We start from the raw sequence: 23,221 nt of genomic DNA on the forward strand, positions 1-23,221 counted from the left end.
GTCTCCGGCGCGGCCTGTTCCACTCGCTGAATTTCCCAAAACCAGCCGCAACGAAACGCCGGCATTGCTCCGGCGATTGGCGAAGTGAGCCCTGCGGCCCGGCCCGGACAGGTGATCCTATGACCTCCCCCCGTCTCAATTCCATCGTGAAGCTGTTTGAAACCTGCCGCTACAAGCATGATCTCTACACCGTCTTTGGAGACTGGTGCGAATGCTCCGCCATATCCATGAGCAATGCCGTCGATCTGGTGAACTTCGAGAAGCGCGAGGCTCGATATGTCGAAATCGCTCGAAAATACGGGAGCGAAACCATGGCGACATTCTCGAAAATATTCGGTGAGGTGGTCATGGCGCTGGAGGAAAAGCCGCAAGATATTTTGGGCATGACATTTCACGCGCTCGAATTGCACAACAAGGCGAGGGGACAATTCTTCACGCCGCACCCCATCTGCCAATTGATGGCCCGCATCATCGCCGGGGGCGCCGAGGACATGCAGAAGGCGATCGCGGAGCGTGGCTTCATGCTTGCGCAGGAACCCGCCGTAGGGAGCGGCGCAATGATCGTCGCGCTTGCCGAGGCCATCCTTGAAGCGGGCTTCAACTACCAGCAGCTTCTCCATGTGACCGCCGTGGACATCGACCCGCGCGCCGTCCACATGGCCTATATCCAGTTTTCGCTCCTTCATATTCCGGCGACCGTCATCGTAGGCGACAGCCTGGCGATGCGGTTCCGGGAGGAATCGCACACGATGGCCCATGCCATGGGCGGTTGGTCGACCAAGTTGCGGCGCGCAAGGGAAAACGCCGGGGCAGGGGTAGGGGAAGAGGAAAGGGCTCTTCCTGTTGCCGTACCGCGACGGGCTGCGGTGGTTGCCGCTGGCACTGCCGCACCGAAGCAAGGAGCCTCCGCCCCGGCCGTTGAGGGGAATGGGCAATTGCGCTTGTTTTAGACCGCAGCGCATAGGCTAGAAGCTCCGACCGGATTGACCGGCCGGAGCTTCTTTGAGAGGGGGGGCTAGCCGGCCCCTCTCAATCTCTCCCCCATGAAAGGGGCAGGGCAGAGCCCCGCCCCTTCAAGCCCCACCCATGAAGGGGGTGGTCCACCCCCTCCAAACCTCCCCGGCCCAAGCGGTCGCGGCCCCTTGCCGGGGCCGCGGGCTCATCTCTCTCTCTGAATTCCTAGAGTCGCATTCGCCCCTGCGCCGTAAAGGACGAGCGGTCCCCCCATGTGTGGACGGCCCGTGGAATGCAAGACTTTTGCTTGTAAGCGACCAATTAGGTTCAGTCATGTGTCCGGCCTATAATCGTGGCATCAACGCCACTGGCCCTGATGAGATCCGCAGACGGAGAGCCAATCAAATTGTCGCGCTCGAGGCGCTGGGGGAACCCCGGCTTTCCTCCGTCCCCGGTCTAACCGGTTCGCCATCAAACTAAGTCCTTCACTCCTCCATCCGGCCACACTTGGGCCGAATGGATCTTTTCAGGCGGTGGCAAAACGATAGTTTTCCCTCCGCCTGAGTATTGCCCACGCGATGCGTGCGGTTTTGTTTGCGATCGCTACCGAAACCAGCTTGGCGGGCTTGCGATCTAACAAGCGAGCGATCCAGGGAAATGACGCAGCGTCAAGACGGGCTCTGCGCACGACGGCGGTGGCGCCGACTACCAGCAACCGTCGGATCGTGCGATCGCCTTGTTTGCTTATCCGGCCAAGCCTCTCCTTCCCACCGCTACTGTTTTGTCGTGGGGTCAATCCAAGCCAGGCTGCGAACTGACGGCCAGATTTGAACTCGGTGGCGTCACCGACCGAAGCTGCGATCGCCGCTGCCGTTAGGAAACCGACGCCGGGAATGGTCATCAAACGCCGGGCAGCCGCTTCGTTGCGGCACCACCGCAATATAATCCTATCGAGTTCAGCGATCTTGTGGGTCAGCTCCTCCAATTGCTTCCTTATGTGTTCGAACGGTTGCCAGGAGGGCTCTGGAAGGAATTCCTGGGCAGCGCTCAGCGCTTCAATTGCCGCTCTCAAGCCTAATCTTCCTTGCGACGTGACAATCCCGAATTCCGCGAGATGCCCACGCAAGGCGTTGATAAGAGCGGTCCGCTGCCGCACCAGCAGATCCCGCGTCTTATGCTGCATCAGGAGTGCCTGACGCTCACAGCTCTTCACGGGAACGAAACGCATCGTGGGACGAGTCACGGCTTCGCAAATGGCCTCGGCATCCGCCGCATCATTCTTGCCGCGCTTGACGTAGGGCTTCACATAAGCTGGCGGCATTAGCTTGACCTCGAAGCCCAGGCGGACGAGCTCACGTGCCCAATAGTGTGACGTCGAACATGCTTCCATGCCGACAAGGCAGCGGGGCAGGTGCTCGAAGAATTGTAGAAGCTGATTCCGGCGGAGCTGGCGACGGATGATGACATCGCCGGCTTCATCGACAGCATGTAGCTGGAAAACATTCTTGGCCAGATCGAGGCCGATAACACTTATCTTCTCAAAAGCCATGACGTGGTTCCTTGTCCGAATTGTGCCGACTGAGAATAGCACCTTTGCGCTGAGGTCTCGGAGGGCCGTCCACATCATCAAAATGCTGACGCATTTCGGTTCCCCCACCCGCCGCCTCCGGCGGTCGCTTCGCGATCCTTGACTGCTTGGGGCGCCAATGCGGGCTCCTTTTCGTCAGAGCGAAAAGGAGGCTTCTATGACGGAACGAAAAATCACCATTATCGACGGTGGCAGCGCAGAATACTGGAGGCAACGGACAGAAGGCTTCCGGTTGATCCACGAAGCGGAGCATGCTGCGCGGCGACTAGCGGATGCGCCGATGTATCTTCACGGCGGCTGCGACGAGGACGGCGACGTGATCGCCATCGAAAACCTCAGCCCCCATGACGGCATGGAAGATGCGATCCGGGCGATCGAGGCAAACGAGACTGCCGTGAGCATCCTGGTGGCGCAAGGTCGCACCAAGATAGGCAACTGCGAGATCAGGGCGGTGCTCATTGCGATGGCGCCCGATTACGATGGCATCTAGGATCCGGAACGCAATCCGCTCTGGGGACCGGACACCGACTGAGATGCAGGCGAAAGGCGGCTACGGCCGCCTTTTGCCTTTACCTCGACAAGTGAGCCTGATCAGCCGGTTCGACCGGCCGCCCAGGCTGATGAAAGAGGGCAAGCCCCCTCTCAACGCTCTCCCGATGGAGGAAGGGGCAAGCCCCCGCTCGCGTATGTGATATCGTTTGAGGCGGGGCGAGATGCGGTCGTCAGTCACGATTTCTGCAGCTTAACAGCTGTTAAGTTGCGTCTGGATTTGGCCAACTTGTCAGCTGGAGGAATCCGGCGTCACGTCAGCGCGAACTTAACAGCTGTTAAGCCGCTCAGGTCTGGTCACTGGAATACCATTTTACAGAACCGAGCGCCTCCGCAGGATCCGCCATGTTAATCTTTCGTTAACAAAAAACACCTTGAAGAATCGGAGTCTGTCTGGCATCCATGACGGAAATGATCGCGTATCGCGTCCAAAACCGTCAAGAGGAATAAATGCTTCAACCGGCTTCTCGAAGCGTCACCGATACCGCATCGAAGATCGGCAATTACACGTCGAAGCTGTCGGCGGAACTGCATGAGATGCGCGAAGGCTTCTATCCGCCGACCGCGAAGAAGACGTTTGCGCGCACCTTCTCGACAACAGACCTCGTTCGACTGCTGAAAGTTCCTGAAAGCACGTTGCGGCAGCTCACCATCGAGGGGAAGGGGCCAGTACCCGAGCGGGCGGACAACAATCGACGCACCTATACCGTTGATCAGGTGAGAGAGCTGCGCGCATTTCTCGCGGAACTTCGTCCAGACGATGCTCAAACTCTGCTGCCCCATCGGCGTGCGGGGGAGAAACTGCAAATAATCGCGACAGCGAATTTTAAGGGCGGCAGTTCCAAAACGACGACCTCCATCCACCTTGCCCATTTTCTCGGCCTTCAAGGCTACCGTGTTCTTTGCATTGACCTGGACCCCCAAGCGTCAATGACGGCATTGTTCGGTCTCCAGCCGGAATTCGATCTTGGCGAGAATGAAACGGCCTATGCTGCGATCCGGTACGACAACGACCGGCGGCCTCTGGCAGACGTTATCCGGACCACGTATTTTCCGGGGGTCGATCTCGTGCCTGGAAATCTGGAACTCATGGACTTTGAGTTCGACACCCCTTCCTACCTCTCGCAGAAAAATCGTGATGATCTCGGACTGTTCTTTGAGCGGCTCAACAACGCGATCGCTGGCGTAGAGGATCGATACGACATCGTAATTCTCGATACGCCGCCGTCGCTCGGCTACTCCACGCTTGCAGCACTTTATGCGGCTACGTCCCTGATCATCACGGTCCATCCCGCCATGTTGGATGTTGCGTCGTGCAATCAGTTTCTCATCATGATTTCCGATCTCAGTGAAACATTGGCGGAGTTCGGTGCCCGGTTCGAGCACGACTTCTTCCGTTTCCTATTGACCCGCGTAAACCCGAACGATGGGCCGCAGAAATATATGTCGGGTGTCATGCGCCGTCTCTTTGGAGGCGACGTTCTGGTTGCCGATGCATTGGAATCGACTGCCATCGCCGGTGCTGCAGTCGCCAAGAAGACCCTCTACGAGCTTGAAGCAGGCGAGGTCGGCCGAGAAGCGCTCAAGCGGGCTATCGAGAGCGCCGACCGCGTTAATTTCGAAATTCTTGAACTCGTTCACAAGGTTTGGGGGCGTAGCGCATGAAGAAGAGCATACTCCAACGGATGGCGGCGGATGCCGAAAATCGCGGTGATGCAGCTCCTGCAAGCGATGGGACGGACAGGATTGGCCTTACTCGTCGCCACTCATCTCCAGTCGTCTCCAACGTAGGAAGGGCGCTTTCCCACCTCAGCGAAGACGTTATTGTTTCTCTCGATCCCTCGAAAGTAGAGGCTTCGCCCTTCAAGGACAGGTTTGAGTACGATGCAGAAGCCGATGAAAAATTCGGTGCCTTGAAGTTCTCAATAGCCACGGAAGGCCAAAGAATCCCAGTCCTTGTCCGGCCTCATCCGACCAAGAGGGATCACTATCAGCTTGCTTATGGGCGCCGTAGGCGCGACGCCGTCTTGGCAATCATGGCGGAGGCTGATCGTCCCGAAACCATCAAGATCAGGGCCTATGTGCGTGACCTGACCGATCGCCAGTTGATCGAGGAGCAAACGCTTGAGAATGGTCCGCGAGAGGATCTCAGTTGGATCGAGAAAGCTATGTGGGCCGTGCAGCTGAAAGCCAGCGGCATTTCTCAGCGTGAAATCGCTTCGATCATGGGGCTATCCGAAGTCGCGGTCTCACAAATGTTCCGCGTAACGTCCGCCATTCCGGAAGACATCATCTTTGCAATAGGTCGTGCTCAGTCAGCGGGCCGCCCGAAATGGACCGCGTTTGCAGAACTGCTGAAGGACGCGAGCAAGGTTGACGCCGTCCGAAAAATTGTCCCCACGGCCGAGTTTCAGCAGGCAGACGGTGCTGGGCGTATTTCCCTGGCAATGCGGGCGACCACCTCGCCGGTGTCTCAGGCGGAAGAACACCTACAGGAAGAAATTCTTGACTTCGTCATTGGCGGCCGCGTTTTCGGCCGCATGAAATCTACCTTTTCGGGAACGATCGTGACGATCCCGAAAAAGGAGCAGGTCTTTGCGCGGTGGCTGGCAGAACGAATGCCGGAGCTGATGCGTGAGTTCAACGCGGCCGATCCCTCGCAGTAAGCGGGATTTCGGCTGAGAGGTTCAATTGGTCGGAAGGAGAGACCGCCGCAAAAGAAAAAGACCCCCAAAGCGTTACCGCCGTGGAAGTCTTCCTCTGATCTAAGCACCCAGAGAATCGCATTTCCACGAATCACAGTCAAGAGCCTTTGGCGCCGTTTTGGTGAGTGGATTTCTTTTGCCTTTTGAGAGGTGAAGGAAAATGCAGACAGGACGTGTAACGACGCCTCATGGGCGTCCGATGACGCTTGCCTTAGTGAAAGGACAGCTCGCGACGGCCGATCGCAGCCCGAGTAAGGCGGTCAACAAATGGAAAGTCTTCAACGACGTCGGCGAGGCGAAGGAAGTCTTCGGCCTGCAAGACCGTTCGATTACGGTGCTGCAGGCGCTGCTGAGCTTCTATCCGAGCGACGAGCTTTCCGACGAAAGCGGTGGTCTGGTCGTGTTCCCGTCGAATAACCAGTTGTCCCTGCGCGCGCATGGCATCGCCGGGACGACCTTGCGCCGGCATCTTGCCGCGCTGGTAGACGCAGGATTGATCGAGCGTCGCGACAGCCCGAATGGCAAGCGCTATGCGCATCGGGGTCGGGGAGGGGAGATCGAGGCGGCCTTCGGCTTCAGCCTCGCACCCTTGCTTGCCCGCGCCGCCGAGCTGGCGAGCCTCGCGCAGCAGGTTGCTGCCGAGCGTCTTCGGTTCAAGCGCGCCAAGGAGGCGTTGTCGCTTTGCCGGCGTGACGTCCGCAAACTGATCTCGGCCGCCATGGAAGAGGGTGCGGACGGCGACTGGGCCTCCATAGAGGCAATGTATATCGACCTCGTCGCGCGCCTTCCGCGCTCTCCTCGGCGTGAAGATGTCGCTGCGGCGCTCGATGAGATGGAGCTTCTTCGCGAGGAAATCATCAACCGATTGGAAATTCAGTTAAAAGCAGAAAAAACGGACGCCAATGATGACCATAACGGACGTCACATACAGAATTCAAAACCCGAATCCTTCCATGAACTTGAACCTCGCTCTGAAAAAGAGAAGGGCGAGATGCCGAGCCGGAAACCGAAACGGATCACCGAGCCGCTGAAGGCTTTCCCCTTGGGTGTTGTGCTGAAGGCATGCCCCCAGATGGCGGATTACGCTCCGAGTGGCCAAATTGAGGGCTGGCGTGACCTGATGACGGCCGCAGTGGTGGTGCGGTCGATGCTGGGCGTCAGCCCGTCGGCCTATCAGGAGGCGTGTGAAGCAATGGGGCCTGAAAACGCGGCCATTGCCATTGCCTGCATCCTCGAACGGGCAGAGCACATCAATTCGGCCGGCGGTTATCTGCGCGATCTCACACGGAAGGCGGCGCGCGGCGAATTCGGTCTCGGGCCAATGTTGATGGCTGCGCTGAGAGCGAATGGAGGACCCGAGAAGCGGAGCGCGTGACGGATCCGCTTCTCGGCCCCGTGTCAGGAGATGTCGGGAATCCGGTCCGCGATCTTCAGGAGATAGTCGTCGATCGCCTCCTCGACGTAGCTGTTGAACTTGCGCCGCTCGATGGCAGCAAGGATCTTCAGCTTCTTGTGGACCTCGGCGCGGATATGGATGCCGGTCGTGACTTTTTCGGTATCGCGGAAGCGCTTGCCGGCGATGGGATCGCGACTTTCGCCCTTGACGACCAGGTCGCGGAACTGGGTTCGGCCGACTGTCGGTTTTGACGAGGCGGCGCTTTCATCGTCGGTGTTCGCCGGGGGAGGGGAGGAGGCTGGTTTTCCGCGCACCGATGGCCGGTCGCGGCCCGTTGAAATCAGCCCGAGGACGAGGTTCTTGTTATCCGATCCTTCGCTCATAGCAGAGCCTCTTTCGCTGTCGACCTGTAGAGGGTGAGGAGCTCGCCGAGTAGGGTTTCCATCTCGGCAATTGCCTTCTGGTCGGATTTCGCGACGGTCTGGAGCGTGCCGGCGGCGCCGATCGACTGGTAGGATGCCCGCCGGGCGATCGGCCGGGATGCAAGAGCGACACCGCTCTCCCGGAGGATTTCGCGCAGCGGCTCGTGGGCCTTCGCCCGGCCGGTGACAAGATCGTGCTGGTTGATGACGATCATCGTCGGCAGCTTGCGTTTCTGGTCTTCCTCGACCACCGGAATATGGTTCAGCGCGAGCTGCATTCCGGCGACCACATCGTCCTGGGTGGTTTGCAGCGGGATCAGAACGATGTCGGCGCAATAGAGACCGGCGAACAGGTTTTCGTTCGTGGTTCCCTCGATATCGATGAAGACGATCTTTCCTTCGAATTGGTGCTCCAGCGCCATCTTGTAGATCCGGTTCGGGTCGAGGCAGCTTTCCGCCTCCAGCCGGTCCGGCCAGACGTTCATCTGTTTCGACATCGTGACCCAGCGCATGGTGTTGGCCCGGCTGTCGGCGTCGATGAGAAACACGTTGTTGCCTGCATGGGCGGCCGTGCCTGACAGCGCCCTGACGAGCGTTGTTTTGCCGGTCCCGCCCTTTGGGTTGGCGATGGTGACGATCATGTCGGCTCCTTCAAATAAATAAACTATAATTACTCTCTTATCTTTTTTCCGCAACTAAATCATTGCCCATTGTTCGTTCACCATTGATGATTGACGATTGATGCTTGCCCAATGACAACGGGCAATGGTGAATGAGCAATCATCAATTGCCCGTTGTTAACGGGCAAACGGAGCGTGGTTAAGTGTCAATAATTAATGAGTAATTGGCAATTGCTCGCGATATCGCTGGCAACGATCGCATTAATAACGGGCAATTGTTCGGGGGACAATTGCGCGCCGCTATCGACGTGACATGATGGCGAGACTGAGAATGCATGGTCGAGCGAAGCAGGTCATTGAAGAAAATATAGTTGTCATTCATTATGGCAGGATAGTCAAGTTTGTGGTACAAACTTGACGTCGCCGCGCCTCCGGCAGGGCTGTGGTTCGCGCCTCTGGCGCTCAGGGTCGCCTCCGGCAACCTGGAAAGCGGGAAGGAAACGATGCGAAGCGAGGTGGTCAGGGTCCGTCTACAGCCGGAGGAGCGAGATGCGCTGGCCGTGCTTTGCGGAGAGGACCGCACCGCCAGCGACGTCATCCGGCTGCTGTTTCGCGACCAGGCCGGTCTACCGCTCCCGGTCGGTCCGGCCGAGGCAGACGCCCTCCGCGGCACGAACGAGGAGCTGCGGCGCATCGGCATCAACCTCAATCAGGCTGTCCGGGCGATGAACGAGGGGCGTGTCGGCTATGAAGCGCATCTCGACGCGGCGCTCCGTTACCTTCTCGACGGTGTGTTTCGGCTGCGCGCCGACGTCGACCTGATGCTGCGGATCAGCCGCAAGGAGCGGAGGGGGGCTGGCCGTGGCGCATGATTGGTCCGGACTGCTCGGCGAAATCCAGGCGTTGTCCGCCCGTCGTGCATCTTTCTTGATTGATGACGAAGAGGAGTTGCGCCGGCGCCGCGCGGTTGGCCTCGCCATAGCGGGTGAGGCACCGAAGCAGCGTTTCATGCCTACCGGGATAGCAAGCAAGGCGCGCACAGGTCCAATTTCGTCCAACGAGCCGACGATCGCGTCGATCCTGCAAAGGCCGCAGTCATCACAGCAGGGCGTCATCGCGCTGGTCGGGGCCATCGGCGCTGGCGGCAACCGGGAGGACGACGATGAGCGGCGCAAGTCCGGCGGGGGAGGGGCCGGTGCTTCGTCCGTCACTTCGTCTCATAAGGCGCGGCCAATCTCCTCGCTGCGCGCAGCAACGAATGGATCCTCAGCGGAGACCGCAAGCCGCGCGGCGATTGCCGCCGGCGCGCAGCCGGCGGTGATCAAGGTGACGTCAACCGTGTCCAGCAGGGGGTCGGCCGCGGGTCTAATGACCTATCTCGGAACGCGGGAAATCGAGAAGGAGAACGGTGAGAAGGGCAAGGTCGACATCCCGGTCTACGATCAGGACGGCCTTGTCATCGCAAGCCGTGCGGACCGGGCAGCAGTTCTGGCCGAATGGGGCTCGGACTTCCGCGATGCCTATGCGGTCGACGCGCTGGCCACGTTTTCCATCACGCTTGCCGATCCGGTCGACGATGCAGCGCTTCACGACGCCCTGAACACTGTCTTCGGCTCGAAGCCTTTCCTCTATTCCCGGCATCCGGATGGCAAGGTCTCCGTCTATGCGGTGACCGACCTGCCCGCGAAGAAGATCGCCGGCGCGCTGAAGGCACGCGAGAAGGGGGAGGGTCCGGCCCGCGCTGTCGAAAATGCGGAGAATGATTTCGTGCGCCGACTGGCCGACGCCGGCGTCTCCGCCGAGGTCCGCATTCTCGGGGCGGCCGTCTCGGAAAAGTCCGGTCGTTACTTCCTTGAAAAGTTTCTGCGCACCGAGAAGGCCGTAACCACCAGCGAAGGCGAGCCGGTCAAGCGCGGGACCGGCGTCAAGGAGCAGGCTGAAGGCATCTGGCCCGCCTGGTCCTGCCACATTCGCACCGTTGAGCCGCGCAACGGCTTTCATGTCATCTTCTCGGCCCGCGCCGGGACTGATCCGGAGGCGATGACGCGCGCTGTCCGGGATTTCCTGAGCGAACAGGTCGCCGGCCACCGGTGGATCACCGCGCATCATCCCGATACCGGCCATGTGCATGTCCATGCGATGATCGCGGCGCATGATGACGTTGGCAAGGCGCTGCGCCTGACCAAGCCGGAACTCTATGAATGGCGGGAGCGTTTTGCGGCCAAGGCGCGTGAGCAGGGCATCGCCATGGTCGCCACCCGGCGCTCGGATGTGGCGGCCACACGGCCTTACAGCCAGTCGCAGGCCGGCGCCTACGAGCGCAGCAAGAGCGATCCTCGCTATCTGAAGACGCCCGCCGTCACCAAACGCGTCGAGCGCAAGAGGGCCGGCGTCGTCGATCGTGCCTCGCTTACCGATGGGAACCTGGCGCTTGCGCCGAAATGGCAGGCAACGGCGAGCGCCTTAAAAAGGGCCGGGGCGGCGCCGTCGGTGATCGCGGCGGCTGACCGTTTCGCAGCCGCGGCGACCGAAAAGGCTGTCCAGCCAGCGCCGCGCCATGCCAATGGCTTTGTCCTCCTTCGTCTCGAGAGTGAGCAGGCCGCCGATCGCGACACGATTGCTGCGATTGTTCAGCGGGTGGTCGGCGTAGGTAGCACCTTCGTTTTGGCCGGTCGTAAGGCGATTTATGTCCTGGCGCCCACAACGGCGAGCGTCAGCAAAATAGAGCGTGAGCTGGCCAAGCAGAACGACGCGTTCGGCCCCGTTGGCGAAACATTGGCCGTCACCAGCGACATCCAGGCCAAGCTCCTGAAACAAGGTATTCGCGCCGGCGTCGCGATTGAGGCCGCTGGTTCTGGGAAGGACGGAGTGCCGTCGCCCTGGCTTCAGAAACGGTTTGATGCCTTTACTCAGCAATCCGGTGCGCCGTCGAACGAGTCGTTGGCAGAGCTCAAAAGCTTCATCGCAAACATTCAACGCCAGGAGGAAAAGACCATGCCCTTATCGCTGGAGCAGTTCGACGAGCGCGTGTCGCGGGCGAACAAATCAATGGACCGGCTGGAGACCATGGTCGACAGCGGTGCGGAACGCCAGGCTGTCGAGGAGATGCGGACGGAAATCTCCGCGCTCTTTGCCGAGCAGCGCCGTGACATCGAGATGCAGCAAGTGCGGTCGGTCGCTGACACCGCAGGGGGAGGGGGCAAACCGTTGGCGGCCCGCGCCGATGATGCGCGAACCCAAGATCGGGCCGTGCCGCAGACGGTCGATCCTGCTATCGCTGCCCAGCAGCAGGCAATTGCCGCCGGTCGTGCCGCTCGTGCGGCGCGGGAGCAGGCAGGCGCGGCCAAGGGCGCGCAGGACGAACAACGCCAGCGGATCCTCCGGCACGCCGAACAGGAACGCCAGCGCGGCAATGATCGCGATGGCGCGGAACGATAGGCTCCATACTACTCGTCCATCAAACCGCCAGCGAGGTTACCGCCCCGTTTCTCGGTTCCTTCTCGTGGATTACGAGTTTGCCCCAATCTGTGCGTCGATCGCCTTATACGCACGGCACGCAATTCGGCGAACCGCTGGGGCCAGTCAGTTCCTGAAGACGATGCAGGCGCCTTCGCGCTTGCGGACTTCAACGCACACGGCCTCGGCTTCTTGCCGGGTCGGGCGGCCGATACGGGCCGTGTATCGCAGCCTTGTCCCGAAGGCACGGTTGCGTTCCTTCTGGATCAGCGGCTTTTCCTTATTCAGCGGCGCGGGCAGAGATCGAATGGTCGACAGGAACAGTCTGATTGCCACCGGCTTCTGGAAATGCCCCGCCAGTTGTGCGCCCCACGGCGCCCAGGCGCCTTCCGCTTCAAAATCCAGGGCCTTGAGGCGCCGCGTGCTGGCAAGTGCGATGCAGGCGTCCTCGAAGGACTTTTGCCCGTCGAGTCGCAGATCGATGGCGGCAGGCGGGTTGTCGCGCCAGTCCTCGGCCGCATGTGCCGTGATTTCAAGGACATAGTTGCGGGTCTCCGGCGGCAGGCTTCCGGTTTTCAGGAACGTCCGCAGTCTGCCTTCGCCGGCATTGTAGGCGGCGGCGGCCAGACCGAGGTTGCCGAAGCGGTCTCGCAGGTCATCGAGATACTCAGCTGATTTCTTCAATGCCTCCAAAGCGTCGAAACTGTTCGATAGGCCGCGCAGTCTTGCAGTGGAGGGAACGAATTGCGCTATTCCTTCCGCGCCCTTTGGGCTGACGGCATCTGGACGGAACCGGCTTTCCGTCCAGATCAGCCGTGCAAAGAAATCTGGCGGTAGATCGTTCTCGCCGGCGAAACGGGCTAGCGCCCTGCATATGTCGCGATTAAAGGTGGCCTCGCGGACGCATAGCGTTCCAGTGCTGGTCGCTATTGAGTAAGTACAAGGCGGCGCGCGCCATTCAATCTGAGCGATCGCGGCATTCGTCGGGATGCAGGAGGCCAGCGCCCCCGCAGCCAGCAGGGCAAGTCTTCCCCTGTCCCATCTTCGTCGCCCGCGCCACATCGCTCCCTCATACCACCAATGCGAAACGAGAGGGAGATGCCTACTTATCGCGCCGATTGTATTTGCCTGACAATGCCTGACCCTCGACGCCATGGTGAGAGTGGCGGCCAATCCGTATGGGCGACCGCAAAGCAAGTCGACTGCCGAGACCTTGGCGGGGAGGGGAGGGCTACAGGCCCGCGGCCCTTGTGAGGTTGATGCGAAACCGGTCGCGGCGGCGCTGGTAGCGGCGGGTCATTTCGGCGGAGGCATGGCCGAGCTGCTTTTGCACATGGCGTTCGTCGACTTCGGCCGAGGAGGCGAGGCCGGCACGCAACGAGTGCCCGGCAAACATCTGGCCGCGCTCGGCCGCGGAGAGGTCGTCGCGTACACCGGCCGCCAGCCCGTCTTGCCGCGCAGTGTCAGCAGCGCGCCCTTGTCGAAGATTTCGATCCAGCCCGAGGAATCTTCCGTCTGGTCGCGGCCAAGGTCGAGCCCGGTGATTTCCGAGCGGCGCAGGCCGCCGGAGAACCCGACAAGCAGCATGGCACGATCCCGCATGCCGCGAAGCGTCCCCCTTTCGAGCGTCTCAAGCATGGCGATCAGGTCTTCCGGCAGGATTACCTCCTTCTGCCGGGGCGGGGCCGCGTGTTTTTTGCGGATGCCGGCCAGCACGGTGGCAATGGCGCGGTCCTTGCGATCGAGTTTTTCGCCGCGCTGCGTATAGTTCCAGCCGATGGCGGAGAGACGACGCTCGATCGTCGAAACGCTGTCCTCCTTGCCGCCGCGCGTCGGTGCGCCTGAAGCGCATGCCGTGATGTAGAGTCCCACCACCGAAGGATCCGGCGGGAGCGAAGAAAGACTCTGCCGCCGGCACCAGGCGGAGAAACGCTTCCAATCTGATGCGTAGCCTGGCGGGTGCTGGCTGAGCTTGCCGCCTCGACATAATCGCGAGCGCGATCGGTGACGTCCTGCAGATGGACCCTAAGCGGAGGGGAGGGGCGCGCACTATAGCGCGTCCCAACGCTTCGCTCTTCAATTGTCATGCGGCACTGATGTCCGTTTGTGAGAAGTCATTGCCTTTGAAGAGCAACGGCTCACCCGTCATGAACGCGAGAGCGTAGGAGAAGCAATCCCCGTAATTTAGCCCAGCCGGGTGGCGGCCCTTACCGTAGCGGCGCCAAGCGCGGCGTGCCTGATCCGCATCGCCCGGAGATACGGGTACGACCTCGGCACCGATCTTGTGGAGCCATAGATCCAGTTCGCTACCGCCAGCCTCGCCAAGCCTCGTTTCAAGCACCATTGCCGCTTCAAGCACGGTGGCCGCCGAAATCAAGCGTATAGGATCGTCGGCGATGCGCTCTTCGAAGGTCAAGGCATCCGGTTCGTCCAGCGCGATCGCAACAATCGCCGAGGTGTCGATGACCATCAGCCGGGTAGTCCGTTCTCGTCATAGCCGACAATCTCATCTGCACTACGTGTGTCTAGGACTGGAAGGCTGCGCCAGCGTCGTCTGCTGGCCGCGAGATCCTCCAGCAGAGCTGCCTTGCGAATACTGGATCCGAGGCGGCGTAGACGCTGTTCAAGCGCTGTCCGCGTCGCGAGAGTGATACTTTCGCCGGTGCGCTCCGCGAGCGTGCGCGCCAGACGTTCGGTTTCCGGATCTTTTATACTAAGGGCCATCTTCAAAGGTTCCTGATGATCTATATTCTACCTATATAACTCGTCCAGCCCCGAATTGCACGCATCATAAGCGGGGCGCCGCTCGGCCGGTCGTCGGTGGGCGCTTCGTCACGCTGCTCGCCCTGAGCGACGTGTTCGGCGTCAACCCGGATGGGGTCGCTAGAATGTCGGAGGCCGCTATTCGAATGGCGCGCGGCGCACGCGCACCATGTCACCGCCGCCCCATGGAATGGCCACCGATCCGTTGCTGCGCAGTTCGGCTGAATATGAGCGCCTGGCCACTCAGATCCTGGCGGACCCAAGGTGGACAGCCGCACAACGCCTACCGCATCGCAAACGCGACAGGGCTCGTGCGCGGCTGATTGATGCGGCGCATTCCAGGAATGGGTGACCCGCTACCGGGTCTCCGCCCGAGAGGACAGCGAGTGCGAAAAAATCGAGTCACACAGAAGACCATGGAGCGCGTTTCGCGGGTCGGGATGAGGCGTTGTTCGTCAAGCGTAAAAAACCGCAGAGCGGGCTTCCTTGGCCGAAATCGGCGATTGCCCGGAAGAAGGTGCCTGTGAGCACCCGGTCGGTCGCCGCGACCGCCGTCAACGCCGGTCGGGATTGCATGCGAGGCGCTAGACCGCTGCAGTCCGCTGATCAAGCGCACAACGAGTCCGCCCAATGGCTGCGAATTTCGACGACCACAGACGCCTGAAACGGACTGTCCGGCGATCAAATGCGAGCGACAGTGTCGCTAGTCCTAATTCAATGGACTGTATGTCTTTGTTTTGTAACAATAGTAGGTCACCCTAATTGAGTGGATTCGACCAGGATCGCAGGATTCTATTCTGATTTGCCGGTTAAGGTAAGGGTGACGGCCGATGAGCCGTAAACGCGATAAGCTCATGGTCGATGACGCGGTGTGGTTGGATGCCGTGTCGCGCGAAAAAGTGATCCGACCCTTGGCATTATTGCCGCGCCTTTCACCTTTGCACGTAGGCGCGGCATGCCGTGAGCTGAAGATAAGTCGAAGTCGCTTCTACGTACTGTTGAGCCGGTATCGTGCCTCGCCGGTCACGAGTTCATTGCTGGCGGACAGCTCGGGTCCACCGAAAGGCAAGACGCTTTTGTCGCCTGAGATCGAGGAGATCATTCAGACGGCGATTGCCGATACCTACCGCAAACGAGAGCGGCCGACTGTCACCGCACTTTACGATCGGGTGGAAGAACTCTGTCATGAACGTCGGCTTCATCCACCATCATTGAAAGCTGTCCGGGCTCGAATAGACCTCGCCGATCCCAGAAGCCTGATGCAGGCGAGATAAGGCGCGAAGGCAGCCCGGCAGAAATTCGATGCCGTCGTCTGCGAGTACGGTGCCGATCACGCCCTCCACATCGTCCAGATCGATCATACCTTGGTAGATTTGTTCATCGTAGATGCGAGAGATCGACGGCCGCTGCAGCGTCCCTGGTTGACATTGGCCATTGATATCGCGAGCAGAATGGTGGCCGGCTTCTATCTCAGTCTGGAGCCTCCGTCGTCGACGTCGGTAGCCTTGGCGATCCAGCATCTGGTGATGCCAAAAGCACCTTGGCTGCAGGCGAGGGGCATTGATGCCGAGTGGCCGGTGTTTGGACTGCCCGACATTATCCACCTCGACAACGGGCGGGAGTTTCATGGCAAAGCTCTCGTTAGAGGAGCACCTGAGCACGGCATCGAGCTGGTGCACCGCCCCGTCGCCCGACCGCATTACGGCGGGCACATTGAGCGGCTGATCGGCACGATGATGGGCGCTGTGCATCTGCTGCCCGGATCCACCTCGAGCAACATAGCCAAGCGAGGCTCCTACGATCCGCAAAAGCACGCGGCGATGACGCTGGACGAATTGGAGAGGTGGTTGGCCCTTCAGATCGTCGGCCGTTATCACGCTGAAGTTCACAGCGCATTGCTGCTCCCGCCGCGAACCGCCTGGAATGATGCTGTCGCGGCCCGTGTCGATCCCTTGCGCCTGCCGCACGATCCAGACCGGTTTTTGCGAGATTTCCTGCCCTTCAAGGAGCGTTGCATCCGCAGGGATGGCCTGCATCTGTTTGGAATTCGTTATTGGGATGACGTTCTCAGTCCGTTGGCTGGCCGGTCGGCGCGCCAAGTACGGGTCAAATTCGATCCGCGCGACCTTTCCTGTGTCTATGTTGAACAGGAGGACGGCTCTGTCTGGCCCGTCCGATTTGCGGCTCTGGACCGGCCGCCTATCACCCTAGGGGAACATCGCCTGGCGCGTGCAGCGCTCAGAGAGCGCGGGGTTCGTTCTGTCGATGAAAAATTGATTTTCGACACCATCGCGGAGCAACGGCGACTGCTGGAAAGCGCCGTTCAGCAGACCCGAAGCATGCGCCGCCATGTGGAACGAACCGAACGAGCACTCGCCGTTGGCGGGGAACCGTCCCGCCCGCCGGAGACCGAGGCTGAAGACGAGACCTTCATCGACTTGTCGCCCTTAACTGTAGAGGAGTGGTCGTGATAGAATATGCGCATCTGCTACCGGCCTATCAAAGCCAAGCAGCTCTTGGCGACGACGAGCGCGTGGCCTGGATCCGGTCTGATCGGTGGCTGGAAACGGCGCAAGCCAGATCAGCACTGATGCGTTTGGAGGATTTGCTGTCCTATCCTCCGCGAGATCGCATGCCTTGCCTGCTTCTCTATGGCGACACGGGCATGGGAAAAACGAAGATCATCCGTAAATTCCTCCGCGATCACGCGGCCTCCTTCGATCGAGCAAGCGGTGTGACCACCATGCCGGTCGTGGCGATGCAGATGCCGGCGGAGCCGGTCGAACGGGACATCTACGGCGAACTCCTGAATGCTATGGGGGCGCCGGGGCCCGCGAGCGATGCGGCTTTTCGGCTCAAGGGAATTTGCAGAAGCCTGATGCGCAGCATGGGTGTGCGGATGCTGATCATCGACGAAATCCATGCCATGCTGACCGGTACCTTCCGCCAGCAGAGGATCTTTCTCAACGTCATCCGCTTCCTCGCCAATGACCTGAGGGTTCAACTGGTTTGCGCCGGTACAGATCTAGCCCGACAAGCTTTGCTCACCGATCCCCAACTTGCCGAGCGCTTCGAAGCGTTTCATCTCGAACGCTGGTCGAACGATCAAAAACTGGCGCAACTCCTGTCGAGCCTCGCTTGCATTCTGCCGCTGCGCCAGCCATCGCAACTGGGCGCGGCTGCCATCCGCAGGCGCGTTCTCGACCTAACGGAAGGAGTGACGGTGCGGATTTTTCGACTGATGGAGACAGTCGCGACAGACGCTATCCGCAGCGGCCGGGAATGCATCACTGTTGAAAGCTTCGATCGCGAGGATCTCGTCTTGCCGCTCGTTGCCATGCGCCGTCACGCGGAACGGCAACTCGGGCGACGGGTCGGCCGATGAGGCGAATACCGCTGCTGCCGATCGCGCCGCGTCCTTACGATGGCGAGTTGATTTCATCATGGCAAGAGCGCGTTGCCTGCCGCTATGGATGCACGGCAGACCAAATCGACCTCTGGCTTGAATGCGGGGACGATGACCTCGCGAGGAGGTTTTTGAAGCGCGACTTCCATCCGAGAGCCCAGATGCTCAAGGCTTGGGCACGTTCCTGCAGACTGCGGCCGGACCAAATCGAGGCGATGGCACTTGGACGCATGATCAGACCCGCAGTCTGGTATGTTGATGATCGCCGAGAACGCGGAACGTGCGCCGAATGTCTCGATGAGGACGCTGCGGAGGGCCGTGATCATTTCCTCCGCCTTAAATGGGGTCACGTTGAAGCTGCCGTCTGCGTGAAGCATCGCCGCACGTTGCGGACTTACTGCGAGTGCTGCTTTGCTCGTGGTTGGTTTCGGTTTGACTGCCTGCGGGGGAGGGCGGTGCTTGTCTGCAGAGCGTGCGCGAGCCCGGTGTCGACCACGACGCGGGAGACCGAGGCTCCGGTTTTTTTGGACTTCCAGATAGAACTGGCCAAGGCCATTCAGGCGATCGTCGAGGGCCGGCATGTCCTCTCAACTGACGATCTGACGGTCGCGATGCAATTCCTATGGATGCCAACTCACTTCAAGGGAAAGCCATACATAGCGTGGTTGCGAGGTGCGTTCGGATTGCATCCGCTTGCTTCCGCTTTCCAGAACTCTCTTTCAGATTTGTCGGTTGCCTGGCGCATCGCCACTCTGTTGTCGGCGGCGCAGCTGCTCGACTTGGTCGGAGCAAGACAATTGTTCGGGGAGCCGCCCACTTTCATGGAGCAGGCGTTCACCGGATATCTCCGTGGCTCGCCGTCGTCGGCGGCCGAAAGGCCGGCGCCGGCGACGAAAATTTCTTCCGTAAAGCTCCAACTGCGGTCGGATGCGGAGTACCGTCGGCTGGCCGAAAAAATTCTCGCCAGCGGTGAATGGAAAGAAGTTGCCCAAATGAAGGGTCGGTCGCGCGACAGGCATGTTTGGCGTCTCATGAGCGAGGCGCTTAAGAGCGCACCAGTCCAAAGCGGCGTGCTTCCTCCAGCAAGTTCCTGACGGAGGACGGCTGCCATTTCCGGCCGCCGCGGGGCGGTCGCTCGTGCATCTGATCCAGTTGGGCGGCGATGTCGCGAAGCGAAAGATCCGGATCGGCGATCGTGATTGCGGCGACGAGCTTCATCAAATGGTCCTCGGGCGCGCGACGAGGAGAGCGAGCCAGCAGTTCCGGCTTGGCAAGCTTCTCACGAACCAAGCGATGAACCGCTCGCCGCAGCCGCTCGATGGTCCAGTCATGACCGCGACGATTGAGGATACGCACGACGTTGTCCCAGCTGTGCTGAGGTCTAAGTTGCCGTACGGTCGGCAGCCATGTCTGTGCCGATGCAATCAACTCGTCGAGGTAGGCGCGCTCGCGCGCCGCAGAAACCGCGCGGATCGCCTCAGGGCGGCGTTCCCGAAGGCCGGGATTGCCAGCAAGCCGGCCGCGCGCCTTGGCGGCCTTCATTCCGGATTTCGTTCGTTCGGCGATCAGGGCCCGCTCGAGCTGAGCAACGGCGCCAAGCACTGCTAAGGAAAACATCCCCTGTGGCGTCGAGGTATCAATCGGGTCACGCAACGAGCGGAAATGCACACCGCGCTTTTCGAGGTCTTCGATGACATCGAGCAAATGGCTGACCGATCGGGCAAGGCGGTCCAGGCGCACGACGACGAGAACGTCGCCGGCGCCAAGGTCCTTGAGCAGTTTTGTCAGCACGGGCCTTGCGCGCGACGCACCGGATCCGTGCTCCTGGTGGATACGGTGGCAGCCGGCCGCCCTTAGGTCGTCGACCTGCGCGTCATTGAGTTGATCGTCAGTCGAAACGCGGGCGTATCCGATCAGCCTTTGCGGCAGGGGAGGGGGAGTGAGGTTTGCAGCTTTCGCCATCGGATTTTTCTGGGGTTTTTGGGGCGGCTTGTACAAATAAGCAATGTGCCAGAAAACGGTCCTTTGCAAGCGTGTTTTATGATCTAAATAAAGGGCCGCACAGCGCGAAATCGAACCTGAGGGCGGCGTCGGTTCGTCGCAGGTCCAAAAGTCGCCCAGGAAGGCTTCTGTGGCGGAATCGCAGCAAAACTGGCTGTTTTGAAGGAGATCAAGCTCGCGCTGTCGCTGTATGCTATCTTCGACGCTGAGAACTGAGAGGCGGGACTTTGTGACGGCAGCTTGGGATGACCGCAGTCCACTCAATCAGGGCAGAAAAATCCACCAATCCTGGTTGAGAATCGGCCCAAAAGCCTTGGTTTTCCGGCGAATCCACCGATCCTGGAAAGCCGACAGACGCTATTTCTTTAATAAAGACAATAATAAACGATAATGCAAGATTATCATTCGTTCTGAGATGCCGACAGGTAGGGCGGTTTACAACCAAATCGGTAGCAAAAAGCGCCGCTGCGTGTTACTCTGTTTGCATGAAAATCGCTGCTGATTTGCTCGAGATCGATCTGCCACCAGTGCCGAAGGTGCCGGCCTGGGCGCGCTCGCGCGGCGAGATTTCTTACGATGTCGACGGTGCTTACATGGCGGGTGCAGCGTTGAATTCGTTGGATAGTTTAGTGCGGCAGAGTTGTCCTTGGGCCGGTGCCTGGCGCCAGCGACTGGCCCTGCATAGTGCTAGCGCGGCGGTGAACTTGACCGGTCGGCGCGAGGACGAATCCGCGTTGCGCGATACCCATTTTCTGCGCGGCAAGGGCGATGATCCTGGGCCAGCCGGGCACCTGCTGATGGCCTGGCGCCGCTTGGCCAGCCGGACCACCAGTTGCGACGCAGAGTTGGTACGCCCGGTGGTCGAACAGCATTTTGCTCTGCAGTGGGATGACGTTCTTGCCGAGGTTGTCGCCAATGCCGAAGACCTGACGGCGTCGTCGCGGCCGGCTCCAGCCTTGGCGGCCGAGATTGCCGCTGCCGTCTACCGGGCCCGGCCCGATGCCGAATTGTTGGCCTTTTGGCTTGCTGACATGGTCCTCGCCCAGAAGTTCAGATGGCCTGTTCCGGTGCCCCTGCTGATGGGGCAGGTGGCTTCGCCGACCTTTAAATCGGGCGAACACCGCAAACGCATCCGGCCGGGAGGAGAAGGTTGGGGCAAGGCGGTGTTTTGGGCCTACGCCACGGCGGCGGCAGAAGCCTGCGATCTCGGGTCAGAGCTGGGGCAGCGGGCGGCAATACTGGCTTCGGCGGCGCCAAAGTTGCGCGCTAAAGGTGCTGGCGACGTCATCAAACTGCTACTGTCCGATGACGCGGTGCCGGGCTCCTGGTCCAGCCCAAGACTGTCGGCGCGCGGGGCTCGGCGGCTATTCGATCGCTTGGGAGAGTTGGGGGGAGTGCGCGAACTCAGTGGCCGGCCGACGTTCCGGCTCTACGGTTTGTGAGGCAGGGCAACGGGATGGCCAGGCGCAAAAGGACAGATGCCGAACCGCCGATCTTCGATTCCGAACTGGTCGATATGCCGGCTGACCTACGCTGGCGCGAATGGATGAACCGCATCGAAGCCGTACTGTTCGCGGCGCCCAAGCCGGTGGAGCGCGAGGTCCTGGCGCGGGTGATCGGTCGTGACGCCAGCATCGACCTGCTCATTGACGACATCCGTGAAAGCCTGCGGGGCAAACCCTACGACCTGGTCAGTGTCGCTGGGGGCTGGGCGTTCCGCACCCGAACGGCCTATGCCGATGCCATCGCCACGTCTGCTGCGGTGCCGGACCGGGCGATCGATCTGACTCAGAACGAGGCCATGGTGTTGGTGTCGATCGCCTATCACCAGCCAGTCACGCGAGCAGGGGTGTCGGAAATCCTGGGGCGGGAGGTGTCGCGCGACGTCATCGGGGCGTTGCGGGACAAGAACATGATCACCGCGGGACCCCGCAGCCCGACGGCCGGGGCGCCGTTCACTTATGTGACAACCAAGGGGTTTTTGGAGCATTTTGGGCTAGCTACGCTTCGTGATCTTCCCGAAATTGAGGCGCTCCAAGATGCTGGTCTTCTCTCCAGCGACCATGGCCAGCACGGCGACGTTCCGATTGGCAGTGACCGCTCCGCTGACGAGGCATAGGATTTTGGGAGTGTCAGTGCCACGGTTGTATGGATGCTCGGAAGCGCTCAACCACCCGCCATCTTCGCCGCACCGCAACTTAGACTTTATATTTCATCAATCGAAATATCGAGATAGCGCTCCGGATCGCAACGACAGCACTATGGCATGACGCGCATATCCCACGTCCCATAAGGAAAGTTGGAAACAGCCGAGTTGGCGCTCATCGCGGCGATCAGGCGGGGTCAACCTGGACCGTGACCTTCGTGATGTTAAACTTTGAGACTGCGCCGCCGATCGCCTTCGCGGGATCAAATAGCGCTAAGTTCATCCCGTCGCTGACCGAGCTGCGGTAAACGACGCCGTCATAGCCGTTCTTCTTGATGAACTCACAGAGATACTGGCTGGGAATGTAATCGATTGCGGCCCCACGAGGCAGCACAGGGCGTGTCAACTCATCCCCAAGCCGCTCCAGAAACGCAATGTCCGCCCGCAGCTGACCGATCGCGCTCGCATCGGCCAAAAGGAAGGGCGACACCAGCTTGCGCGGGTTACGCAAATCCACCGCGCGCAGCGGCATAGGAATTGTGAACTCGGCGACGCACGCCACCTCGCCGGTATGAGGCCGGACTTCCGCGGCCGCGGTCTCTGGAATTGAACCGAGATACAAATATGGAATGCCGGGCGGGTTCGCGCGCCCGTGTGATGCAAGCCGCTTTGGCGGAGCACCCATTTCTCCAATAAGATAAACTGTGTCGTCGGACAGGATACGCGCCCGGTACCACTTCGCAGGCATGTCATCCGTCGGCAAATGGCCAAGCAACTCCCGCAGCCGATCCGCGTCCAGGACCTCGTCCAGGAAGTACCGGTTCTTCCACATCAGTTCATCGCGCAGATTTTCCCATTGCGCGAGAGCTTTGCTGTCATAGGCGGACGACGGCGCGAACGGCTTGCGGACGATGTCGCCGTCATCGAGAATCTCAGCGAGTAGCTCCTTCGAATGCGCAACGTCCATTGCGGCATGGCTGAACAGCTGCCAGTCATCTTTCATCCATTCAACTAAGGTTTTGCCCGCGGAATCTGCTTCGTAGATCCCGATTAACAACTCGAAGATGTCAGCGAGGGCACGTGGTTCAACCAGGATAACGGCTGTCGACCCGCAGAAGTCACAGTCCCCCATTCCATGGCTGAGCGAGGGGATGATGTCGCGGCGAAGGCCACGGTCGTCGAAGCATTCGGGGCAACAGAACTTCGGCATGTGAT

At 60.3% G+C, this 23,221-nt stretch carries 21 protein-coding genes and 2 pseudogenes; 14 read left to right on the top strand and 9 right to left on the bottom strand.

Translation table 11 applies throughout. From position 1 onward, the window contains the following. Positions 1-119 precede the first annotated feature (119 nt). Positions 120-950, top strand: coding sequence for an N-6 DNA methylase (locus AABQ55_RS34600; protein WP_272809264.1), 831 nt, complete (start codon positions 120-122; stop codon positions 948-950). Positions 951-1,480: 530 nt separating this feature from the next. On the opposite strand, the gene AABQ55_RS34605 is transcribed toward AABQ55_RS34600, so the two are convergent. Further along, the gene (locus AABQ55_RS34605; RefSeq protein ID WP_050746837.1) at positions 1,481-2,503 is read right to left on the bottom strand and encodes an IS110 family transposase; all 1,023 of its coding nucleotides are present in this window, start codon (positions 2,501-2,503) and stop codon (positions 1,481-1,483) included. A 196-nt stretch (positions 2,504-2,699) separates the two neighbouring features. On the opposite strand from AABQ55_RS34605, the gene AABQ55_RS34610 reads away from it, so the two are divergent. The 4 genes from AABQ55_RS34610 to repC all read left to right on the top strand — a co-directional run bounded on the left by AABQ55_RS34610 (position 2,700) and on the right by repC (position 7,171). Further along, positions 2,700-3,032, top strand: coding sequence for a hypothetical protein (locus tag AABQ55_RS34610; RefSeq protein WP_272809263.1), 333 nt, complete (start codon positions 2,700-2,702; stop codon positions 3,030-3,032). 509 nt (positions 3,033-3,541) lie between these two features. Beyond that, a complete protein-coding gene (gene repA / locus AABQ55_RS34615; protein WP_272809262.1) occupies positions 3,542-4,756 on the top strand; it encodes a plasmid partitioning protein RepA in 1,215 nt (404 codons plus the stop codon). Next, a complete protein-coding gene (gene repB / locus AABQ55_RS34620; protein WP_272809261.1) occupies positions 4,753-5,757 on the top strand; it encodes a plasmid partitioning protein RepB in 1,005 nt (334 codons plus the stop codon). Before repA ends, repB begins: the two co-directional genes overlap by 4 nt. Before the next feature lie 199 nt (positions 5,758-5,956). Next, positions 5,957-7,171, top strand: a complete 1,215-nt coding sequence (repC, locus tag AABQ55_RS34625; protein ID WP_272809260.1) for a plasmid replication protein RepC — start codon at positions 5,957-5,959, stop codon at positions 7,169-7,171. A gap of 23 nt (positions 7,172-7,194) precedes the next feature. Here repC and AABQ55_RS34630 read toward each other — a convergent pair whose 3' ends face one another. Together AABQ55_RS34630 and AABQ55_RS34635 are read right to left on the bottom strand one after the other, a co-directional pair. After that, positions 7,195-7,575: a hypothetical protein gene (locus AABQ55_RS34630; RefSeq protein ID WP_272809259.1), complete on the bottom strand. Its 381-nt coding sequence runs from the start codon at positions 7,573-7,575 to the stop codon at positions 7,195-7,197. Beyond that, positions 7,572-8,255, bottom strand: coding sequence for a ParA family protein (locus AABQ55_RS34635; protein ID WP_272809258.1), 684 nt, complete (start codon positions 8,253-8,255; stop codon positions 7,572-7,574). The genes AABQ55_RS34630 and AABQ55_RS34635 overlap by 4 nt, the downstream gene beginning before the upstream one ends. A gap of 380 nt (positions 8,256-8,635) precedes the next feature. On the opposite strand from AABQ55_RS34635, the gene mobC reads away from it, so the two are divergent. Beyond that, entirely contained in the window at positions 8,636-9,106 is a 471-nt protein-coding gene (mobC, locus tag AABQ55_RS34640) for a plasmid mobilization relaxosome protein MobC (RefSeq protein ID WP_272809257.1), read from the top strand. Then, positions 9,096-11,672, top strand: a complete 2,577-nt coding sequence (locus tag AABQ55_RS34645) for a relaxase/mobilization nuclease domain-containing protein (RefSeq protein WP_272809256.1) — start codon at positions 9,096-9,098, stop codon at positions 11,670-11,672. The genes mobC and AABQ55_RS34645 overlap by 11 nt, the downstream gene beginning before the upstream one ends. A gap of 144 nt (positions 11,673-11,816) precedes the next feature. On the opposite strand, the gene AABQ55_RS34650 is transcribed toward AABQ55_RS34645, so the two are convergent. From AABQ55_RS34650 to AABQ55_RS34665, 4 genes and pseudogenes are all read right to left on the bottom strand, one after another. Beyond that, positions 11,817-12,752, bottom strand: a complete 936-nt coding sequence (locus AABQ55_RS34650; RefSeq protein ID WP_272809255.1) for a lytic transglycosylase domain-containing protein — start codon at positions 12,750-12,752, stop codon at positions 11,817-11,819. 169 nt (positions 12,753-12,921) lie between these two features. Further along, positions 12,922-13,777 (bottom strand): annotated as a pseudogene (locus AABQ55_RS34655) (tyrosine-type recombinase/integrase). After that, positions 13,774-14,160 carry a type II toxin-antitoxin system VapC family toxin gene (locus tag AABQ55_RS34660; protein WP_272809254.1) on the bottom strand — a complete coding sequence of 129 codons (387 nt, stop codon included), beginning with the start codon at positions 14,158-14,160 and terminating at the stop codon, positions 13,774-13,776. The pseudogene AABQ55_RS34655 and the gene AABQ55_RS34660 overlap by 4 nt, the downstream one beginning before the upstream one ends. Continuing rightward, positions 14,160-14,414: a type II toxin-antitoxin system VapB family antitoxin gene (locus tag AABQ55_RS34665; RefSeq protein ID WP_272809253.1), complete on the bottom strand. Its 255-nt coding sequence runs from the start codon at positions 14,412-14,414 to the stop codon at positions 14,160-14,162. The genes AABQ55_RS34660 and AABQ55_RS34665 overlap by 1 nt, the downstream gene beginning before the upstream one ends. An 869-nt stretch (positions 14,415-15,283) precedes the next feature. Between AABQ55_RS34665 and AABQ55_RS34670 the strand changes: the two genes are divergently transcribed. The 5 genes and pseudogenes from AABQ55_RS34670 (at position 15,284) to AABQ55_RS34685 (ending at position 18,953) form a co-directional block, all read left to right on the top strand. Further along, the gene (locus AABQ55_RS34670; RefSeq protein WP_272809252.1) at positions 15,284-15,727 is read left to right on the top strand and encodes a DNA-binding domain-containing protein; all 444 of its coding nucleotides are present in this window, start codon (positions 15,284-15,286) and stop codon (positions 15,725-15,727) included. A 177-nt stretch (positions 15,728-15,904) separates the two neighbouring features. Then, complete coding sequence (locus AABQ55_RS34675) at positions 15,905-16,924, top strand: transposase (RefSeq protein WP_336314414.1); 1,020 nt, start codon at positions 15,905-15,907, stop codon at positions 16,922-16,924. After that, the gene (locus AABQ55_RS34680; RefSeq protein ID WP_338341954.1) at positions 16,915-17,838 is read left to right on the top strand and encodes a TniB family NTP-binding protein; all 924 of its coding nucleotides are present in this window, start codon (positions 16,915-16,917) and stop codon (positions 17,836-17,838) included. Before AABQ55_RS34675 ends, AABQ55_RS34680 begins: the two co-directional genes overlap by 10 nt. Next, a pseudogene (locus tag AABQ55_RS37870) lies at positions 17,835-18,236 on the top strand (TniQ family protein); the annotation flags it as partial. The gene AABQ55_RS34680 and the pseudogene AABQ55_RS37870, both read left to right, overlap by 4 nt. Positions 18,237-18,344: 108 nt before the next feature. Then, positions 18,345-18,953: a hypothetical protein gene (locus AABQ55_RS34685; protein ID WP_272809250.1), complete on the top strand. Its 609-nt coding sequence runs from the start codon at positions 18,345-18,347 to the stop codon at positions 18,951-18,953. On the opposite strand, the gene AABQ55_RS34690 is transcribed toward AABQ55_RS34685, so the two are convergent. After that, complete coding sequence (locus AABQ55_RS34690; RefSeq protein ID WP_272809249.1) at positions 18,904-19,821, bottom strand: recombinase family protein; 918 nt, start codon at positions 19,819-19,821, stop codon at positions 18,904-18,906. The genes AABQ55_RS34685 and AABQ55_RS34690 overlap by 50 nt on opposite strands. A 524-nt stretch (positions 19,822-20,345) precedes the next feature. On the opposite strand from AABQ55_RS34690, the gene AABQ55_RS34695 reads away from it, so the two are divergent. Both AABQ55_RS34695 and scpB read left to right on the top strand, forming a co-directional pair. Beyond that, positions 20,346-21,302 carry a DUF1403 family protein gene (locus AABQ55_RS34695; protein WP_272792123.1) on the top strand — a complete coding sequence of 319 codons (957 nt, stop codon included), beginning with the start codon at positions 20,346-20,348 and terminating at the stop codon, positions 21,300-21,302. A gap of 14 nt (positions 21,303-21,316) precedes the next feature. After that, entirely contained in the window at positions 21,317-21,979 is a 663-nt protein-coding gene (gene scpB, locus AABQ55_RS34700) for an SMC-Scp complex subunit ScpB (RefSeq protein ID WP_272792124.1), read from the top strand. 214 nt (positions 21,980-22,193) lie between these two features. Here scpB and AABQ55_RS34705 read toward each other — a convergent pair whose 3' ends face one another. Further along, positions 22,194-23,216 carry an RES family NAD+ phosphorylase gene (locus AABQ55_RS34705; RefSeq protein WP_272792125.1) on the bottom strand — a complete coding sequence of 341 codons (1,023 nt, stop codon included), beginning with the start codon at positions 23,214-23,216 and terminating at the stop codon, positions 22,194-22,196. Between the last annotated feature and the right edge of the window lie 5 nt (positions 23,217-23,221).

The organism is Shinella sp. WSD5-1 (genome assembly GCF_963942435.1).
In the GTDB taxonomy this organism is placed as follows: domain Bacteria; phylum Pseudomonadota; class Alphaproteobacteria; order Rhizobiales; family Rhizobiaceae; genus Shinella; species Shinella yambaruensis.

Excerpts from the sequence above, each read along its gene's own strand:
- AABQ55_RS34675 (WP_336314414.1), top strand. The coding sequence starts at position 15,905 with ATGGTGGCCGGCTTCTATCTCAGTCTGGAGCCTCCGTCGTCGACGTCG.
- AABQ55_RS34665 (WP_272809253.1), bottom strand. The coding sequence starts at position 14,414 with ATGGCCCTTAGTATAAAAGATCCGGAAACCGAACGTCTGGCGCGCACG.
- AABQ55_RS34605 (WP_050746837.1), bottom strand. The coding sequence starts at position 2,503 with ATGGCTTTTGAGAAGATAAGTGTTATCGGCCTCGATCTGGCCAAGAAT.
- AABQ55_RS34650 (WP_272809255.1), bottom strand. The coding sequence starts at position 12,752 with ATGTGGCGCGGGCGACGAAGATGGGACAGGGGAAGACTTGCCCTGCTG.
- AABQ55_RS34610 (WP_272809263.1), top strand. The coding sequence starts at position 2,700 with ATGACGGAACGAAAAATCACCATTATCGACGGTGGCAGCGCAGAATAC.
- repA (WP_272809262.1), top strand. The coding sequence starts at position 3,542 with ATGCTTCAACCGGCTTCTCGAAGCGTCACCGATACCGCATCGAAGATC.
- AABQ55_RS34630 (WP_272809259.1), bottom strand. The coding sequence starts at position 7,575 with ATGAGCGAAGGATCGGATAACAAGAACCTCGTCCTCGGGCTGATTTCA.
- repB (WP_272809261.1), top strand. The coding sequence starts at position 4,753 with ATGAAGAAGAGCATACTCCAACGGATGGCGGCGGATGCCGAAAATCGC.
- AABQ55_RS34660 (WP_272809254.1), bottom strand. The coding sequence starts at position 14,160 with ATGGTCATCGACACCTCGGCGATTGTTGCGATCGCGCTGGACGAACCG.
- scpB (WP_272792124.1), top strand. The coding sequence starts at position 21,317 with ATGGCCAGGCGCAAAAGGACAGATGCCGAACCGCCGATCTTCGATTCC.
- AABQ55_RS34670 (WP_272809252.1), top strand. The coding sequence starts at position 15,284 with ATGAGCCGTAAACGCGATAAGCTCATGGTCGATGACGCGGTGTGGTTG.
- AABQ55_RS34695 (WP_272792123.1), top strand. The coding sequence starts at position 20,346 with ATGAAAATCGCTGCTGATTTGCTCGAGATCGATCTGCCACCAGTGCCG.
- AABQ55_RS34690 (WP_272809249.1), bottom strand. The coding sequence starts at position 19,821 with ATGGCGAAAGCTGCAAACCTCACTCCCCCTCCCCTGCCGCAAAGGCTG.
- repC (WP_272809260.1), top strand. The coding sequence starts at position 5,957 with ATGCAGACAGGACGTGTAACGACGCCTCATGGGCGTCCGATGACGCTT.
- AABQ55_RS34705 (WP_272792125.1), bottom strand. The coding sequence starts at position 23,216 with ATGCCGAAGTTCTGTTGCCCCGAATGCTTCGACGACCGTGGCCTTCGC.
- AABQ55_RS34600 (WP_272809264.1), top strand. The coding sequence starts at position 120 with ATGACCTCCCCCCGTCTCAATTCCATCGTGAAGCTGTTTGAAACCTGC.
- AABQ55_RS34635 (WP_272809258.1), bottom strand. The coding sequence starts at position 8,255 with ATGATCGTCACCATCGCCAACCCAAAGGGCGGGACCGGCAAAACAACG.